This window comes from Burkholderia sp. FERM BP-3421 (assembly GCF_028657905.1).
Taxonomy (GTDB): Bacteria; Pseudomonadota; Gammaproteobacteria; order Burkholderiales; family Burkholderiaceae; genus Burkholderia.
Genome location: NZ_CP117782.1, coordinates 361,968 through 379,611, shown reverse-complemented (window position 1 = coordinate 379,611; position 17,644 = coordinate 361,968). Strand labels below are relative to the sequence as shown.

Genomic DNA, 17,644 nt, shown 5'->3' with positions numbered 1-17,644 from the left:
GGTAGGCTGCAATAATCACACGCAGCGTTCCATCTGGTGAACGATGAATGACACGAGACCTCAACGACCTCTACTACTTCGTGCAGGTGGTCGACCACGGCGGCTTCGCGCCGGCGGGCCGGGCGCTCAACCTGCCGAAATCGAAGCTGAGCCGCCGGATCGCGTTGCTCGAGGAACGGATCGGGATGCGGTTGATCCAGCGCTCGACGCGCCGCTTCGCGGTGACGGATGTCGGCCAGACCTATTACGCGCATTGTCGCGCGATGCTGGTCGAGGCGGACGCGGCCGACGAGGCGATCGCGCTGCTGCACGCGGAGCCGCGCGGCATCGTGCGGGTGACCTGCCCGGTGGCGCTGCTCGACACGCTGGTGGGCGACATGCTCGCGGCGTTCATGGCGCACTGCCCGCACGTCGAGATCCATCTGGAAGAGACCAATCGCCGCGTGGACGTGGTGGGCGAAGGGATCGACGTCGCGATCCGGGTGCGTCCGCCGCCGCTTGAGGACAGCGATCTGGTGCTGCGCGCGCTGGCCGAGCGCGGCCAGTGTCTGGTCGCGAGCCCTGACCTGCTGGCGCGGGCCGGCATGCCGCGCGTGCCGGCCGATCTCGCGAACCTGCCGAGCCTCGCGCTCGGCACGCCGCAGGACGATCACGCCTGGACCCTGCTCGGCCCGGACGGCGCGCGCGCGACGATCCTGCACCATCCCCGGCTCGTGACGCGCGGCATGCCCGCGTTGCGCGCGGCCGCCGTGGCGGGCGTCGGCATCGTACAGCTGCCGACCTTGCTGGTGCGCGACGCGCTCGCGCACGGCGCGCTGCAGCGGATCCTGCCCGGCTGGGCGCCGCGCCGCGAGATCGTGCATGCGGTGTACGCTTCGCGGCGCGGCCTGCTGCCGTCGGTGCGCGCGCTGCTCGATTTCCTCGCGCAGCGATTCGCGGCGCTCGATCCCGATTGACGCGGGCCACCGCGCGCATCGCGGAATTCGCTTAGACTGCGCTCCATGCGCGCGATGCGGCGCCCCTCCCACTCTGGTCATCCCTCATGTTCGCACTGCCTGACAACCTGCCCTCGTCCAAGCCCGCGCTCTACGCCGAACTCGTCGCACAGGCGCGTTCGCTGCTCGAGACGGAGACCGATCTCGTCGCCAACGCCGCCAACTTCTCGTCGCTCGTGTATCACGCGCTCGAGGGCCTCAACTGGGCGGGGTTCTACTTCCACGACGGCAGGGAACTGGTGGTCGGCCCGTTCCAGGGCAAGCCGGCGTGCGTGCGGATTCCGCTCGGCAAGGGCGTATGCGGCGCCGCCGCGCAGTCGCGCGAGACGCAGGTCGTGCGCGACGTGCACGCATTCCCCGGCCACATCGCTTGCGATTCGGCGTCGCAGTCGGAGATCGTGGTGCCGCTCGTGGCGGCCGACGGCACGCTGCTCGGCGTATGGGATGTCGACAGCCCGCTGCTCGCGCGCTTCGACGACGACGATGCGCGCGGCATGGAAGCGCTGTGCCGCGTGTTCGTGGAATGCGCGGAGCGCGGGCGCTGAGCCGGCCATGCGTCCGCGTTGAAAAACCAAGCCCCGCCGAAGCGGGGCTTTTTCATGGTTGAACGCATCGACGCGTCAACGCGCCGCGCGGGTCCGCAGCGAGAGGACCAGCAGGCCCGCGCCGATCAGCGTCATCCCCGCGGCGGTATTGAGGTGGGCGGTGACCTTCGGATGCGCGAGCAACCACTTCGACAGCCGCGAGGCGAACGCGCCGAGCAGCGTGAATACGACGAACGTGCTGACTGCGAAGATCGCGCCGTACACGAGCATCTGAACCTGCACCGAGCCTCGCCCGGCGCTGACGAACTGCGGCAGGAAGGCGATCACGAACAGGCCCGGCTTCGGATTGAGCACGTTCGACAGGATCCCCGTGCGCAGGACCGTGGGCAACGGCAGGCGATCCGTGGCGCGGATCGAGATCAGATCGCGCGAGCGCAACGCCTTGATGCCGAGGTAGATCAGGTAGCCCGCGCCGATCAGCTTGACGGCCCAGAACGCCCAGGGGCTCGTCTGCAGCAGCAGGGTCAGGCCGAACGTGGCGGCCACGGTATGCACCATGATGCCGACGGCCGCGCCCAGCGACGAGGTGGCCGCGGCGGCCGCGCCCTGGCTCAGGCCGCGGCTCAATGCGAGGATGTTGTCCGGTCCCGGCGAGATGACGATGACCATGCACGCCGCGAGATAGGCGGCGAGAATTTCTGCGGGGAACATTGCGTACTCCTGTTGACTGAGGCGGGCCGGCGTGAATCCGCAGCATAGCGCACTTCGCGAACCGGCTCGCCGTCCCGCGGCGGGGCTCATGCGGAGGCGGCGGAGGGCGATGAAAAAAGAAAAGCCCGCTCGCAGCGGGTTTCCGCACTTCTCCTGTCGCCCAGTTGCAAGGCAACTTGCAGTCGACGATGATGCATCGGTAACTTCGCCTTATCTGACGTGGCTTTGATCAGAAAGCTACGCCAAAACCTAGGCCTATCACTTTCGCGGACTTCCGCTCCCGACCCTCGACTCGTTGAGGGCGGCACATTGCTTCAACGGGATGTGATAAATTCTCGTCGAAAAATATCCGTCTGATCCTGCGCACATTTCTCGTGCCAGCATCGCATCTTCGGCAGTATAAAAAAGAGCGGGTGCCCAACAAGCAGACACCCGCCACGAAATTGCCCCGGATCGAGTAAGGGGACAATAGAGGCCGGTCAAGTACTAAAATTAAAAAACGCATTTATTTGATGGATATACAATTGCGACAAATACATGCGACGCAGTTTTTCCCGCTGAAAAATCACCGTGCCACAGGCGGACGTCCCCATGTCGTAGGCGCATCGCTGAGGCCGAAAGCAAGTGCGCCACCATTCCTGACCTGCTCGAGGTCAAGCCACGTGTTGTTCAACGCAGCGCCATTCAGTGTGGCGCTTTTGACGTAGGTGAAGTCGGGGTTGTCAGCGTCAATCGTCAGCGTATTACCGTTGCCGAGTTTGATCAGCGCATGTTGGAATAAAGGGCCTGTCAGCGTAAAACCCGGTACAGCCGGGACTTCCGGATAAAGTCCAAGCGCCGCCCACACAAACCATCCAGACATTGCACCTTCGTCGTCATTGCCCGGCAGACCGGATGCGGCCGTCGTGTATTGTTGATTGACGATTTGGCGCACGATTTTCTGTGTCCTGTCCGGGCGACTCGTCCAGTTGTATATCCACGGCGTCGCGAACGACGGTTCGTTGCCGATCCACATGTGCTGGCTGCCTTCGCCGGCGTTCAGGAAGAGGTTGAACATATCGAGCCGGGGAACGACTGCGCTATCACCACCCAGGATGTTGATCAAACCGGGAATGTCGAACGGTACCATCCACGTGTATTGTTCAACGTTGCCTTCAACTTCCTTGTACGAGTTCGCCGTCCATTTTCCATCGCCAGTGCGATCGGACAGCGTCGGCAACGTTGTACCGTTGTGAGCGCGGGTAGACGGTTTGATCAGATTTTTCCAGTTCGTCGAACGCATCAGCATTTTTGCGGCGTTATTGTCGTCGCCAAGCGCCTGCGCGAAACGAGAAACAGCATAGTCCGTAACGGCATACTCCAGTGTCGTCGATGCGGGGCCGTTGCTGATCGTTTCCGGGGGCAAATAGCCATACTTGATGTAATCGGAAAGTCCCGGGAGGGCGGTGATTCCGTTGCACGAAGTGGCGACACCATTTGCCGTATCGAGCATGATCGACAATGCTCTTTTCGTATCGAAGCCGGTCGCACCGTACATATAACTCTGCGCTACAAGAATGGAGGCTCCGTCACCTGGCATCACGTCGCTAGTCGTGTTGGCTTCGACCCATTTCGGGAAACTGCCGCCGCACACGTTGGCGTCATCGACAAGCGACTGCATCATGTCACTTGCGGCAGCCGGCTTGAGCCACGCGATCATCGGCATCAGCGAACGGTAAATGTCCCAGGTGGAGAACGTCGTGTAGTGGTTGTGACCCGCTTGCACCTTGGCCGTTGTGCCGTCCACCGCCAGATATTCGCCGTCTGCATCGTTGAAAATGCTAGGAGCAAGCAGCGCATGATATAACGATGAATAGAACTTCTTCAGATTCTCGTCACTACCGCCCGTTACTTGAATTGCATTCAGTTCCTGGTTCCATATTGCATCGGCCTGCGACACAAGTTGGTCGAACGTTTGGGATCCACTTTCCTGTTGCAAGTTATCCTTCGCATTTTTGACGCTGACGTACGAAATCCCGACTTTCATGTTCACTGGTTTCGACGATGGAAAAGTCAATTGTGCGTTGTCGCCGCTTATGTTTGATTTGAACTCCTTATCAAATTCAATATAAAAATTGATGGTGTAAGTCTGACCGTTATTGCAAAAACCGCCACCTGTCAGCGTACCTTGCAACGCTTTCGGATCATTCGGATCGAGTGAAATTACCCCATCACCCGCGTTTGCGGTGCTTTCAGCCGAAATGTTGAGTTGACCGCTCTTGCCGTCCGGCCATGCAAAACGTGCGGCGCCGGAACGCAACGTTGCCGTCAGTTCGGTACGGATACCGTTGTCGAAGGTCACACTGTAGTAGCCGGGTTTCGCGGTCTCGTTCGAATGCTTGAACGACGCCGGACCGTCTTGGCCGGCGACGGTCGGAAATATTGGCAATGCGCCTCCGGCGCTACAACCGACACCGCTCAGGTGCGTGACGCTGAAACCGGTGATTTCTGTCTGACTGTAGTGATAACCGGGTGGACTCCACACATCGGGAACAGGTGGGGTATCCGGTCCCCACTGAACCATGCCGGACGGCAACGAGGCAGCAGGCGTTGTAAAACCGCCGAGCAAATCTTCAGGATGGGTTTCGGATTTGGCAATTTCAGGATCGATAGGCGGCACCTGATCCGTGCCGATCATCGGGTCGACGTAGCGCGTCAACTGTAAATCCTTGACGGGGTGCGTCGGATTGGACGGCGAGCCTGGAGTAGGCGGCGTGCCCGGATTGGACGGCAAGCCTGGAGTAGGCTGTGTGCCCGGATTCGATGGTGTGCCGGGGCGCGTTGGAGAATTACCGGCAGGCGTACTGTCAACCGTATCCCCCCCGCAACCGGCGTTCAGCATTGCGACTGCAATTGCGGTCACTATCCAGCGTGTGTTGTTTCTCATCTTTGGTCTCCTCTTCGGAAATCGCTGTTCCTTTCATCATGTTACGGAATATTACTGATCGGTGCGTTTATCAACTACTAGATGTCTCCCTAATTTTTCGTTTGTTTTGCTAAACAAAATGTGTCGAATATGGTTGTTGGAAAAATGTAGGCATGACCTGTCTCATTTTTTCGGACCGCTGTAATTTCGAAGAGCGGCCTCGGTGAAGTCGGACGGAATTTCGACATTCCCCCGGCGCAATGCACAGACATGTCCGCCCCCGGGCTTTGCCGCGAAATGGCGGAGCTCAAGGATCACGTTCTGGCGTGCTCGGGGCTCGGGTTCGTCCGCGCTGGCCACTGTCGCCCTACTCTTGTCGTCGGGGGCATGCTGTACAGGTCGACATGGTTGCTGTTGTTCATGCGTGGTCGCGGCCCAGCATTCCGACAACGCTGCGCCCCCCATCTTCCCAATTAGCGCTGGCACACTGCAGGCAACGAGCGTTGGCTGCATGGAGACGTCAGAAACGCGAGCGACATGATCCAAGGACAAAGGTCCCTAATCTGAGCGGAGCCGACGTTCGAACGTCCAGGTGAAGGAACGGGCCAACGTCTGTTGCTGGCTAACCCTGTTCGAACTGAACACCCTGGCTTGACCCTGAACCAGGAGGTCGTTTGTCATGAAACGGAAACGCTTTTCGATCGAACAGATTGTGGCAGTGCTGAAGCAAGCCGAACTGGGGATGCCGGTGGCCGATGTGATCCGGCAGGTCGGTATTTCGGAACAGACGTTCTATCGGTGGAAGAAACAATACGCCGGGATGCAGTCTGATCAGGTACGCGAACTCAAGCAGTTGCAGGACGAGAATGCGCGGCTGAAGAAGCTGGTCGCCGAATTGAGCTTGGACAAGGCCATCTTGCAAGACGTAGCTGCAAAAAAGTGGCCCGGCCCGCGCTGAGACGAGACGTGGTGGATTACGTGGTGAGCCACTACGGATTGACGATGAGGCGGGCCTGTCGGCTCGTGAAGCAACCGCGCAGCGTTCAGTACTACAAAAGCATCAAGGACCCTCGCCCAGAACTGCGCTCACGTATGCGCGAGATCGCCTATACGCGTGTGCGCTACGGGTATCGACGCGTCCATGTACTGCTGCGCCGGGAAGGCTGGCAGTTGGGTCGGAATCAGGCGTACCGGTTGTATTGCGAAGAGCAGTTGCAGTTGCGCTCGAAATTGCCGAAGCGACGAAAGATGGTGGTGACGCGCGTGGCGAAGATCGTTCCGGTCAGGCCAAACGACGCTTGGAGTATGGATTTTGTGGCTGACCAGCTTGCTGATGGCTCGAAATTTCGCACTTTGACGATCGTGGATGTGTTCACGAAGGAGGCGTTGGCGATCGAAGTGGGGCAACGCTTGAAAGGCGAACACGTGGTATCCGCATTGAACCGAATCGCCGCTCGGCGCGGCGCTCCGCGGCATCTGTTTGTCGACAACGGCAGCGAGTTTTCCGGGCGCCTGCTCGATATGTGGGCGTACCACTACCAAGCAAAAATCGACTTCAGCCGACCGGGCAAGCCGACGGACAATTGCCACATCGAGACGTTTAACGGATCATTCCGCGATGAGTGCTTGAACCTACATTGGTTCGAGACGTTGGGCGAAGCCAAAGCGATCGTCGAGGCCTGGCGCCGGGATTACAACGAGAGCCGTCCTCACTCTGCTCTCAAAGAGTTGGCACCAGCTGAATTCGCCCGTCAGCTGATGCCTTTGCCGGGTTCAACCAGACCCGAAACGCCGGAAAACTCGCTCTAGATCTGGTCCGGGAAACCCAAGCGGATCAAGGCGGTCGATCGACGCGAGTTGATCATCTTCAGCTGGAACGATGCGGCTGAGCCGGTGGGGCTATCCTGACCCGCGAGTCGGCGCGAGTTGTGGTCGCCTCACACGCTCGTGTATGTAGGGAGTAAATCCTGATCGGCGAGCCGGATCTCGATTCGGTTCGCTATCTCGACATGTTCGGGATTGTCGATCGAGAACACATCGTCAGCTACGCTAACGATGACCGTGCCCGCCGTCTGGTCGTCCACGACGACAGGTACGAGAGCGCGCGCTTCAGGGAGTTGGCGCTGAGTGATCTTGATGGGTAGATAAAGCATCCAGCCCACTCCCGGTTTGTCGTCAAATACCTGCCTTTCGGCATACCCGTGCGGCTCGACGGTGATGTATGCCGGTGCGGTAGTCGCGACCATCGCTCGAACGACGTCGAGCGCCTGGTCGATGGACAGCGCTCGCTCGTCATTGAAGTCCGCCTCGATTTTCTTCGGGCGCGTTTTGGGGGCGATCAGGAAGGTGAGTTTCGCGCCGGCCTGTTCGTCATCGCCGCCGTCCCATAGCGAGATCATCTGTGCGCGCTGTTCCGCGCCCTCAAACTCAGTCCGCAGCACGGCCAATGCGGCCGTCGTCGCATGCCAATCTTCGAACGCGGGATACAGCAGCGCTTCTTTTTTCGAGTTGCCGGTTAAGTACCACGTCGAGAATTGCGGTGTCGCCTCGTGGATCGCCTTGGCAATGTCGCCCAGGCGGCCGAAAGCACGCGGCAGGTCTGTGGCGTCCTGTTGTGGGTCTCGGAAGCGTGACGTAATTTTCATGATCAGCCGGTGACGATATACGGAATGCCGTTTTCCGCCAGCGTGGTGCGTAAGTACGCGGCGGTCATTGGTGTTTGGAAATAGTACATGAGCCGAGCAGGCGGATTCGCGTGTACCTTGTCGGCTCGGGTTTCGATCCCTACGACGAGTGGATCGATTCCTTTGAACCACCTGAGCGGCTTTTTTGTCAGGGGATCAAAGAACTGGTCATAGTCGCCCTTGGCTTCTTGCTGCAAGCATTCTTCCGAGCGGAAGCCGTCAAAGTCGGTCTCAAGCCAGACCCATTCCTCGCTCCAGCCCTCCTCAACACTGAATGGCCGGCCGGTGATTCGGCCTTGGTATTCGCGCGGCGCGGCATTCATTTGGGAATTGCGTCGCTGGGCGAGTCCCAAGTCTGGCGGGCATTTCTTGCAACTGTCGCCGGTGCGCGGTACGGCTCGCGTCATCGGGGTCGCTTTGCTGTTGTCCTTCGACGTGTCACCCGACAGGCTTGCCGTTCCCCCGACCGCGGCCCCACCCAACAAGGCTACGCCAGCGCGAGCCAAGAGCGGCCCCAATTCGGTTACCGCCGCCTCTATTCCCGTCACCACCAAACTCGCCATCTAGGGCTCCCCCCTTGAATTCCGGATGCTGGATGCGCCAGCGCAGCACCCTCAAATAGTCATGAAAACGTGAATCGGCCGTAGCGCCAGGGCGAGTCAGCCACGCGCGGGTCGCGGGCTTGCTGTAAAAGCCCGGGCTGTACGCCTCGATGCGAAGGAATGCCGACGTGTTTTCGTCCGTTGTGATGCCGTAGTCGCGCGCGACTCGAAACGCGGACCAGAGGCGCGCGGATAGGGTCGCGTCGGCCGACAGCCCAGCGTCAGCGCTGACGAGATCCGAGCGGATGCGCGCGACGTAGTTGATTGCGTCGATGTCGGCGAGGCTCGCGAGCTGTTCTGGGGATAGCTCAAGCATGCCTGTAAATCTCCATCGAGGTGCCGTTGACTTCGGTATGCCAGTTGCACGCCACGGAGAAGAACCGATGGCGTTGCATCGGATCCATGAGCCGTGACAGATCGGGCGCGATGCGTGCGTCATAGAAACGGAACAGCGCCGTGCGTCCGTCCGGCAATCGGACGTCGAGGCGGTCGCGCAGCTCATCGGCGAGGGTGGCGATCGACGTAGTGCTGATCAGCCAGGAGATCCCCGAATCGGAGTTCGCAAGTCTGCGGAGCGGGTGCCGAGATTGCGCTGGCGTTGCGTCGAGCAGCCAGGGGCCGGCGTCGGCCAGCGATTCGTCCGTCCGTGCCGTCGAACAGCGCGATGGCCGCTGACGAGCGCCTGAGCATGACCTGGGGCGTAGCGCCGGCGCATAGGAGGCCGTCGACCAAGGCGTACAGATGCATCTCTTGCGCGCTATGCGCTCGTTGTCGTTCGAACTGGCGATCGATTGTCTGCATGCTGTCATCCACGCGGAACGATGGTGAGGGCGTCGCGGGCCGCCGCTTGCAGGCATTCGAGGCAAAGGGTAGATGAGGGGGCGGGAGGCGCTGAGGTGGCAGCGGCCACGCCTGCCGTCGGCGTTCCCGCGCCTACGTCATCGAGTGTGCCGTTCGCATCTTGCGCGATGAGTGTCGCGCCGCACGCGGTGCGCATTCCCTCGACCGCTGTGTCGCGGCCGGCGATCTGGTGAGGGACGCGTCGGCCGAGCGTGTCGGGCAGTATGGGAAACACGCCCTTGCATTGTGGGCACAGCACCATGTGCCCGACGCCGGAAACTCGGCGTCCGTAAAGCGTGTAGCTTTCACTCCCTTCAAGCACACGCCCGCCGTGGGACGTGGTGTCACCCTGGCAAATGATCGATCTCATTGCCGTGGCCCTCTCGAATTTTGCTTTGCGGCAATGTACCACTCTCGGAAACGCGGCGGCATCTTCGGCGTCGTTTGCTATTCCTCTAGCGCGACATTGATAATGCGACGAAGCTTTTCGAGTGCAAATGATTCAGTTCCGTGTTCATTCTTCAGCTCGTGTTCAGAGGTGCTAGCGCCCGCTCGCGGCCCTGGGGCGTTCCACAGGACATGATTCGGCGGATCTCGACCTCCTCTGCCTCGCTCGGCCGGCGATCACGATGCACATCGCCTTTCGCAGCAACGTCTTGCGCCTCGACAGCTACTCGATCGTCATCCGTATAGGTCGCGTATCGCTTCGGCAACAGCCGCAGCAGCTTGACGGCAAGCATCGGCGTCCCTGATTTGACCACCCAGTCGAAACAGCGAGCGAGCGCACCGACATTGTGGCGAATCGTCGACAACGATAGATGATGCTCGTGCTTCATGCCTGTCACCCACCGCTCGGCCCATTCATAGTCCAAGGTCGATAGCGCTTTCGATGGTAGCCGGCCAAGCAACGTGCTTAACACCTGGGCGTCGGAATCAGGCACGGATACGCAACGCAGATACTCGCGAACGGCGTCGAGCGTGGTTGAGATCAGATCTCGCTGCTCGACAACGTCCGCCGGAACGATGCCGGCGTCGAGCAGTTGTTCGAGTCGGGCGACGTACGCGTCACCCTCTTCCTCGGATTGGAACGTCAGGGAAAATGGCTTTGGTAGGAGCTGTGAACGTCGGATGATGTATTCCCACGTTCCGGAAGGCCGTAATCGCTTGGTCGCAATGTACAGTGCGAACTCACCTATACGGCCAAAGAACCGACTTAAGAGTGGTTGCGCGTGTTTCTTGAGTGGTTAGTGACGACTTTGTACCGCTCCAGGCGATTTTCTTACGGAAATGAAAGCTAAGCAGAAAAAAGAAAAGCCCCGCCGAAGCGGGGCTTGTTCTGGAGGCGCGAGCCGGAGTCGAACCGGCCTAAACGGCTTTGCAGGCCGCTGCATAACCGCTTTGCTATCGCGCCAAAAGCGGACTGAGAAACCGCTGCATTGAATACCTCCTGCAACGACCCTCAGATATGAACGAGGAGATCGACGATCTCGCCAAACAAAAAGGGAAGCCCGGCTTCCCTTGATGCGACATGGGGGCCGAGCCACCCAATCACGTTCCAAGTACTTGATTCTTATGGGCTTTTTTCAAACCCCGCCGAATCAAGAAAATAAATTATGGACTAGTCTGAGTAACTTGGCAAGCCCCCGCGATAAAGAAATCGACCCCGCATGCATCGACCGCCGGACTTTTATCGGGCCGCCCCCGCAGATCGGCGCCGCCGCGTCCGCATCACGGCAAACGGCCGACGAGCGCCCGGGCAACCGCATTCAATGCATCGCCGCGTTCGAGCGCGACGCGCGGCCGCACGGCGTCACTTCGCGCATCACGCGCGCGCGGCGTGAAATCGGGCGACGACGAAAACTTGACGATCGTCAACGCGGCTTTCGGATCGACCCATATCGACTGGCCGAATCGTCCCGCCGCCGCGAATGAGCCATCGCCGTCGTTCACCTGATACCAATAGTCGCGATACGAGAAGCCGTCCTTGCCCGGCACCACATTGCCTTTCGCGAACAGCGCCGCATTGCGCGCGGGTTGCAGCGCCGCGCGGATCGTCGACGCGGGCAGCATGCCCGGCACACCGGCCAGCCCCGTGCGCACGCGCTCCGCGAAGCGCGCGGCATCGCGCAGCGTCGTATACAGGCCCCCGCTCGCCATCGCCATCGCGTTGCGATCCACGGCGACATACGCGTCGTCCTCGGCGAAGTCGCGCCAAAGCCACCGCTCGACCAGCGCGCCCCACGACTGCCCCGTCGCGCGCTGCATCGCCCATGCAACGGCTTCCGGCGATCCGTTCTGATAAAACCACACACTGCCCGGCGCGGCATCCGGCACGCGTTGCACGGTCCCCAGGAACTCGACGATGCTGGCCGGCGCGCCTTCGCGGCGCGGCACGAGCCCGACCGCGCCGAACAGCCCCAGATCGGGCGGCACGCCCGGCGCGTACGCGGCCGGCACCTCCATATCCAGATTCTGCTGCAGCGTCGCGCTGCCGAACGGTGTGTCGGCAAGCGCCGGCACCGCGCGCGACAGCGGCGCGTCCGCATCGAGCACCCCCGCCTCGATCAGTTGCGCAGCCAGCAGCCCCGTCACGGACTTCGTCATCGACGCCCATGCGTGCGGCTCATCGGGCCGGAAGCCATCGAAATAGCGTTCGTATACGATCCGGCCGCGCTGCAGGACGATGAAGCCGTCCGTGTGCGTCGCACGCAGGTACGCGTCCAGCGTCAGCGTTTCGCCGCCGATCGTCACCGGCAGCGCATCGAGGCCCGCCGCCGGATGCTCCGGCAGCGGCATCGGCCCGGCCGCATGCCGGATGCCCGCGGTCGGTGCAAGCAGCCGGGTATTGCGCAACGCCCAGCGCAGATGAGCCGGCGTGAACACGTTCGCCTTGTCGACGACCTGATCGGCCGGTGGCGGAAAGCCCTGCATCACGCCCGTGGCCGGATCGGGCGCCGCGCGCGCGGTCACGCCGACGAACGCGAGCCAAGCTGCCAGCATGCACGCGCCGGCGAGCCGGCCGGCGCGCGGCGCGGGGGAAAAACATCGATGAAATCGCATGGAATGGACTCCGTCATGGGATGAACGCAAGCCGCGGCGCGGTGTCACAGCGCCGGCCCGTCAATGCGCAACTGGTTCGATACGGACGCGACGCCGGCGACGCGCCGCGCGACGGCCGCCGCGAGGCTCGCCTGACTGGTCTCCATGACCGAGCCGGTCAGCGTCACCTGGCCATCGCGCGCGCGCACGAGAATCCGCGTCGCGTTGAGTTCTCGCGTGCGCGCGAGCGCCGCGCCGACACGGCGCTGAAGCTTGCGGTCGGCCTCCTTGCGCTGCGCCGCCGACAGGCTGTCCGGCGCGGACGCCTGCGAGGAGGTCGGCGCGTCCGCCGACATCGACGCCGCCGCGCTCGCCGCATCGGCTTGCGCATGCGCGACGGCGGTCCAGCACGCGGCCGTCAATAGCGCCGCGACGAGGGGGAATGAAGTACGCATGATCGAATGAGACTCCGGAAAGTCGAGTGAAGAAAACGTCAGAACTGCGTCATCAGGCCGATCGACACGCCGGTCATCGCACTCGCGCCAGGCCGCAGCCCGAGCGCCGCGATCGTCGTCGGGTCGCGCATGTACGCGCCCGTCATCCCGTTGCGGTCGACCTCGACATACAGGCTTGTCCGCTTCGACAGGAAGTACTCGGCGATCGCGTAGGTCGTCAGCTTGTGGCCATCCGCGTTCGGCGCGTTGCCGAGATTGCGCGCGCGGTCGTAAAACGCGGCCGCGCTCAACTGCACGGACGGAACGGGCTGCACGACGATGCCGAACAACGGGATATCGTCGCGCCGCGACGGCGCGCCGGCCGTATTCGCGGTCACGTTCAGCGACGCATAGCTCAGGTAGAAACGCGCGCGCCCCAGCTGCAGCGTGCCGCCCGTCAGGATCGTCTGCGCCGACTGCCTGCCGTCGGGGCTGTACGTCTTCGCGTACGACACGCCCCCCGTCAGGCTGGCGAGCGTATACATCGCGGCCGCCGAATAGCTCGTGCCCGCCCGTGACGCCCCCGCCACGCCGCCCGGCGAATAGCTCGCGCCGACCCGCAGCCCGCCCGTCTGCCCGAGATACTTGATCGTGTTGTTGAAGCGCGAATCGAGCGTGAACGGATTGCCGACGAACAATACGCCCGGCTCGACCGCGATCGACTGCCCGCGCCCGCCCAGCGGATCGAGCGCGATACCGAGATCCGCCGCCGCGCTGAACTGGCGTCCCAGCGTGACGCGGCCGAAATCGCCGATCAGGCCCACATACGCGGCCTGCGAAAACAGCGTCCCCGAACTCTTCAGCGCGCCGGTGCCGCTGTTGAACGCGCCATCCAGCACAAACAGCGCCTTGATGCCGCCGCCCAGGTCCTCCCGGCCGCGAATGCCGATTTCATTGCCGGCGATGATGTTATTGTTGAAGCCGATCTGGCTGCCGCCCGTCATGCCGTTCACCCAACGGACGCCACCGCCGATCTTGCCGAACAGTGTCACGCTCGACTGCGCGTGAGCCGCACCGGACAGCACGCCGATCAGCGCCGCCGCCATCATCTTTTTCATCTGTCTCCTCCGTTTTATCTCACGCCCCCTTCGTTTTTCACACGCCTCCTTTCATCGAGGATGGCTTTGTTATCCGAATCGCATGCACGACGCGTCTCAGCCGCGCGACGCCCCCAGCGTCGCCGACGCGTCGCGCGGTGCTTGCGCGAGGCGGCGTAGCGAACGCTGCGGGTCGAGGCACAGCGCGCCGAGCAGACCGCACAGCACGAGCACCCCGCCGCACACAAGCGACGCCTGCTCGAATCCGCGCGCCGTCGACGCGCCGCTCGCCTCGATCAGCAAGCCGGTCACGACGGGCGCGCCAAGCCCCGCGAGCGACGCGAATGCATTGCTGATCGCGAGCACGCCGCCGCGCTGCGCATCGGGCGTCACCTCGGCAAGCATCGCGGGGCCGATTGAGTACATCGTCAGCGTCATCCCGCTGCCGAGCGTCAGCAGCGCCAACTTCGCGTCCCGCGGCATGCCCGGCACCGCGAGCAAAGCGAGCAGCAGCCCCGCGACCGCGAGCGCCGCCGCGACAAACACGCCGCGCCCGTAGCGCGAAGGCACGCCCCGCGCGAGCAGCGCCTGCGACAGCCACGCCAACCCAAGACTCAACGGCGACGTGACCGCCACGAACAGCGCGAACAGGCGGCCCGCCGCGTGCGGCTGGAAACCGAGTCCAAGTTGCAGGTAGGCCGGCATCCACGTGAGCGTCATCGCGAGAATCCAGTTCGCCGCGAAGTGCCCCAGGAAGTTGCCGTACACGGTCCGATCAGTCAGCAGCAGCCCGTACGGAATCCGCTCGGCGCTTGCGGCGCGCGGCGCGCGCGTCAGCGTGCCCTCCTCGCCATACACGGCCCACGCGACACACCACGCCGCGCCGAGCAGCGCGAGTACCGCGAAATTCGCGCGCCAGCCCCAGTGCGTCGTCACGACGGGAATCGTCAGCCCCGCGATCAAGAGCCCGAGCGCGCTGCCCTGATGCAGCAGCGCGACCGGCAGGTTGCGGCGCGTGTCGGGAAACCATTTGTAGATCGCATGCGTGGCAACGGGCGACGCGGGCCCCTCCCCCGCGCCGAGCAGCACGCGGCACACGATCACGACCCAGATCGACCCGGCGACCAGCATCGGCAGTTGCAGCGCCGACCACGCGGCCGCCATGCCGAACAGCAGCCACTTCGCGGGCCGCCGATTCGCGACGATTCCCCCCACGACGGCGGAGATCGCGAACAACCAGTTCAGGCTCCCGCCGATCAAGCCGAACTGCGCGGGCGTCAGATTCAGGTCGCGCATCATCGGCACCGATACGAGCCCGAGCACCACCTTGTCGAGGAAATTCACCAGCATCATCAGCGCCAGCATGATTGCGATTGACCATGCCCGCGCCGGGCGGTACTGCGTATTGCCTGTCGTCATTCGTGTCTCCGTATGGGTAGATCCGGCCGCGCGCGGCCGCTAGGCGTCGTCGTGCGCCTCCAGCCCCGGCACGCGGTCGTCGCGGTCCGGCAGTCCCAGCGAGAACTTCACGGGGAAGCGCACGGCCAATGCGCCGTCGCCGTCGATTTCGCGCACGACGCCGCGCGCGCGAACATGGGGATCGTCGAACAGCGCGTCGGTGTCGGGCAGCGGCGAAACCGGCAGGTCGAGCCCGCACAGCGCGCGCCGCCATTCAGCCTGCGTGCGGCTCGCGAATATCGCGCGCAGCAGGTCCGCCACCGCGTGACGGTGTCGCTGACGCCCCGCGCGGCGCGCGAAGCGCGGATCGCGCAACGCGGGGAACGCCTCGCCGAGCGCATCGACGAACGCGGCCCAGAACTTGTCCTCCAGCGTCGCGAGCACGATGTATCGCCCGTCGGCGGTCTCGAACACATCGTTGTCGGGCATCACCCAGCGCGCGTCGTCCGGCGTATCGCGCCCCGTGCGCAACGCCCAGGCGGCCGGCGCGGTCCACGCGAAGATCGCGTCGTGAATCGACACGTCGAGATGCTGGCCGATGCCGTTCGCGCGCGCGCTCATCACGGCAACCGCCAGCGCGAGCGCCGCATGCAGCGCGGCCGCATGGTCGGCAAGGCGCACGCGCGGACGCGCGACGGCGTCGTGCAGCTGCGCGGGAATCGACCAGTAACCGGCGTCGGCGAGAAAATTCAGATCGTGACCGGGACGATTCGCGGACGGACCGTCCTGCCCGTATCCGGTGATCGAGCACAACACGACGCGCGGATTCGTCCGGGCCAGTGCGTCGTAGTCGAGCCCGAGCCGCGCCATCACGCCGGGCCGGTTCCCCTCGACGACGGCGTCGGCGTCGCGCACGAGATCGAGAAATCGCGCGCGGCCGTCGGAGGTCTTCAGGTCGAGCACGATCGAACGCTTGCCGCGGTTGAACTGCGCGAACGTGTCGTCGCCGAAGCACCGCAGCGCGTCGCCGCCCGGCGGCTCGACCTTGATCACGTCGGCGCCGAGCTGGCGCAGCAGCGCGCAGGCATGCGGCCCGGGCAACAGCTGGCCCGCATCGACGATCCGCACGCCGCGCAGGCATGACCACGCCGGTGCGTCGCTGTCACCGACCGGCCAGGCGCCGCGCCCGTCGTCAGGCGTCGTCATGCGCCGCGCCCCGCGCCGACGGGTTCGAGAATCGCCTTCGCGATCGTGTTGCGCTGGATCTCGCTCGTGCCGGTCAGTATCCTGAACATCCGCAGCTTGCGAAACGTCTGCTCGACCGGATGCCCTCGCGTCACGCCGACGTTGCCGTGGATCTGCACCGCCTTGTCCGCCACCTCGAAGCACCGCTCCGACACGTACAGCTTGCACGCGGCGGCCGTCATCCGCAGGTCCGCGCCGGCATCGGCCAGCGCGGCCGTGTGCGCGATCATGCTTTCGCACGCCCACAGCGCGGCGGCCATGTCGGCGAGCATGTGCTGGATCGCCTGGAAACGCGCGATCGGCCCACCAAACTGCTGACGCGTGCGAGCGTAGTCGAGTGACGCCCGGTAGGCCGACATCGCCAGGCCGAGCATGGTCGGGCAATGCAGCAAACGGTTCACGTTGATGCGCGACATGCCGAGCTTGAAGCCGTTGCCGATCCCGCCGAACACGTTCTCGCGCGGCACCCGCACATCGTCGAAGCGGATGTCGGCGTCGATATGCTGGCCCGACATCGGCACGTATTCATGCTCGACACTCACGCCCGGCAGGTCGAGATCGACGAGCACCGCCGTGATCTGCGGCGGCGCCGCGTCCGGATCGGTCACGCACATCACGATCGCGAAGTCCGCGAACGGCGCACCGCTGATGAAGTGCTTCGCGCCATTGATCACCAGCGTGTCACCGTCCTCGACCGCACGGGTGCGGATGCTCAGTGCATCGGAACCCGAATGCGGTTCGGTCAGAGCGAAGCAGGTCGACTTCTCGCCGCGCATCACCGGCTTGAAGTAGCGTTCGAGCTGCGCGGGTGTCGCATACTTCAGCATGTTGCCGACGCGCGGCGGCCCGCCAAGTTCGCCGAGCACATGCGGCGCGAGCGCCGCCCCGGATGCCGCGAGGTCCGCCTTCAACGCGCACTGCTCGACGATCGACAGCCCCCTGCCGCCAAGCGCGACCGGCAGGCTCGCGGTATAAAAGCCCCGTTCGGCCGAACGCCGCCACACGCTGCGCAGCACGTCGCGCGGCCACACGTCTTCCGAGTCGAGTCCCAGCTCGCGCTCGACCGGACGCAATGTCTCGTCGACGAACCGGCGCAGGTCGGCGCGCAGCGCCACGAAGTCGGGATGGGTCAGATGATCGAACATGGGG

Annotated in this window: 17 protein-coding genes, 1 tRNA gene and 1 pseudogene; 3 read left to right on the top strand and 16 right to left on the bottom strand. The window is 63.5% G+C overall.

What is annotated here, in order from left to right; genetic code table 11:
- Positions 1-47 precede the first annotated feature (47 nt).
- The gene (locus tag Bsp3421_RS17980) at positions 48-956 is read left to right on the top strand and encodes a LysR family transcriptional regulator (RefSeq protein ID WP_274002102.1); all 909 of its coding nucleotides are present in this window, start codon (positions 48-50) and stop codon (positions 954-956) included.
- Between the two features lie 86 nt (positions 957-1,042).
- Positions 1,043-1,540 (top strand): GAF domain-containing protein, encoded by a 498-nt coding sequence (locus tag Bsp3421_RS17975; RefSeq protein WP_274002100.1) that lies wholly within the window; start codon positions 1,043-1,045, stop codon positions 1,538-1,540.
- A gap of 75 nt (positions 1,541-1,615) precedes the next feature.
- Here Bsp3421_RS17975 and Bsp3421_RS17970 read toward each other — a convergent pair whose 3' ends face one another.
- The 3 genes from Bsp3421_RS17970 to Bsp3421_RS17960 form a co-directional block, all read right to left on the bottom strand.
- Positions 1,616-2,251, bottom strand: coding sequence for a LysE family translocator (locus Bsp3421_RS17970; RefSeq protein WP_274002098.1), 636 nt, complete (start codon positions 2,249-2,251; stop codon positions 1,616-1,618).
- A gap of 565 nt (positions 2,252-2,816) precedes the next feature.
- Entirely contained in the window at positions 2,817-5,177 is a 2,361-nt protein-coding gene (locus Bsp3421_RS17965) for a GH92 family glycosyl hydrolase (protein WP_274002096.1), read from the bottom strand.
- 162 nt (positions 5,178-5,339) lie between these two features.
- Positions 5,340-5,621, bottom strand: coding sequence for a TIR domain-containing protein (locus Bsp3421_RS17960; RefSeq protein WP_274004259.1), 282 nt, complete (start codon positions 5,619-5,621; stop codon positions 5,340-5,342).
- Positions 5,622-5,835: 214 nt separating this feature from the next.
- On the opposite strand from Bsp3421_RS17960, the gene Bsp3421_RS17955 reads away from it, so the two are divergent.
- Positions 5,836-6,965, top strand: a protein-coding gene (locus Bsp3421_RS17955; protein WP_443111402.1) for an IS3 family transposase whose coding sequence is annotated in 2 segments (ribosomal slippage) — positions 5,836-6,097 and positions 6,097-6,965 — 1,131 coding nt in all. Because the reading frame shifts where the segments join, the coding sequence is not laid out codon by codon here.
- A gap of 128 nt (positions 6,966-7,093) precedes the next feature.
- On the opposite strand, the gene Bsp3421_RS17950 is transcribed toward Bsp3421_RS17955, so the two are convergent.
- The 13 genes and pseudogenes from Bsp3421_RS17950 to Bsp3421_RS17890 form a co-directional block, all read right to left on the bottom strand.
- Positions 7,094-7,801, bottom strand: a complete 708-nt coding sequence (locus tag Bsp3421_RS17950) for an immunity 52 family protein (RefSeq protein ID WP_274002095.1) — start codon at positions 7,799-7,801, stop codon at positions 7,094-7,096.
- A gap of 2 nt (positions 7,802-7,803) precedes the next feature.
- The gene (locus Bsp3421_RS34040; protein ID WP_337995307.1) at positions 7,804-8,163 is read right to left on the bottom strand and encodes a restriction endonuclease fold toxin 5 domain-containing protein; all 360 of its coding nucleotides are present in this window, start codon (positions 8,161-8,163) and stop codon (positions 7,804-7,806) included.
- Positions 8,164-8,278: 115 nt separating this feature from the next.
- The gene (locus Bsp3421_RS17940; protein WP_274002093.1) at positions 8,279-8,758 is read right to left on the bottom strand and encodes a hypothetical protein; all 480 of its coding nucleotides are present in this window, start codon (positions 8,756-8,758) and stop codon (positions 8,279-8,281) included.
- Positions 8,751-9,243: pseudogene (locus Bsp3421_RS17935) on the bottom strand (DUF4123 domain-containing protein). The gene Bsp3421_RS17940 and the pseudogene Bsp3421_RS17935 overlap by 8 nt, the downstream one beginning before the upstream one ends.
- A 4-nt stretch (positions 9,244-9,247) precedes the next feature.
- Positions 9,248-9,652 (bottom strand): PAAR domain-containing protein, encoded by a 405-nt coding sequence (locus Bsp3421_RS17930; protein ID WP_274002089.1) that lies wholly within the window; start codon positions 9,650-9,652, stop codon positions 9,248-9,250.
- A 151-nt stretch (positions 9,653-9,803) separates the two neighbouring features.
- Complete coding sequence (locus Bsp3421_RS17925; RefSeq protein ID WP_274002086.1) at positions 9,804-10,118, bottom strand: hypothetical protein; 315 nt, start codon at positions 10,116-10,118, stop codon at positions 9,804-9,806.
- Between the two features lie 501 nt (positions 10,119-10,619).
- Positions 10,620-10,693 (bottom strand) — tRNA-Cys (locus Bsp3421_RS17920).
- A 317-nt stretch (positions 10,694-11,010) separates the two neighbouring features.
- Entirely contained in the window at positions 11,011-12,342 is a 1,332-nt protein-coding gene (locus Bsp3421_RS17915) for a serine hydrolase domain-containing protein (RefSeq protein WP_274002084.1), read from the bottom strand.
- Between the two features lie 44 nt (positions 12,343-12,386).
- A complete protein-coding gene (locus Bsp3421_RS17910; RefSeq protein WP_274002082.1) occupies positions 12,387-12,776 on the bottom strand; it encodes a BON domain-containing protein in 390 nt (129 codons plus the stop codon).
- 38 nt (positions 12,777-12,814) lie between these two features.
- Positions 12,815-13,873 (bottom strand): porin, encoded by a 1,059-nt coding sequence (locus Bsp3421_RS17905; RefSeq protein WP_274002080.1) that lies wholly within the window; start codon positions 13,871-13,873, stop codon positions 12,815-12,817.
- Between the two features lie 96 nt (positions 13,874-13,969).
- Positions 13,970-15,271: an MFS transporter gene (locus Bsp3421_RS17900; protein ID WP_274002078.1), complete on the bottom strand. Its 1,302-nt coding sequence runs from the start codon at positions 15,269-15,271 to the stop codon at positions 13,970-13,972.
- Between the two features lie 39 nt (positions 15,272-15,310).
- Complete coding sequence (locus Bsp3421_RS17895) at positions 15,311-16,456, bottom strand: CaiB/BaiF CoA transferase family protein (RefSeq protein WP_274002077.1); 1,146 nt, start codon at positions 16,454-16,456, stop codon at positions 15,311-15,313.
- The gene (locus Bsp3421_RS17890) at positions 16,453-17,640 is read right to left on the bottom strand and encodes an acyl-CoA dehydrogenase family protein (RefSeq protein ID WP_274002075.1); all 1,188 of its coding nucleotides are present in this window, start codon (positions 17,638-17,640) and stop codon (positions 16,453-16,455) included. The genes Bsp3421_RS17895 and Bsp3421_RS17890 overlap by 4 nt, the downstream gene beginning before the upstream one ends.
- Positions 17,641-17,644: the final 4 nt, after the last annotated feature.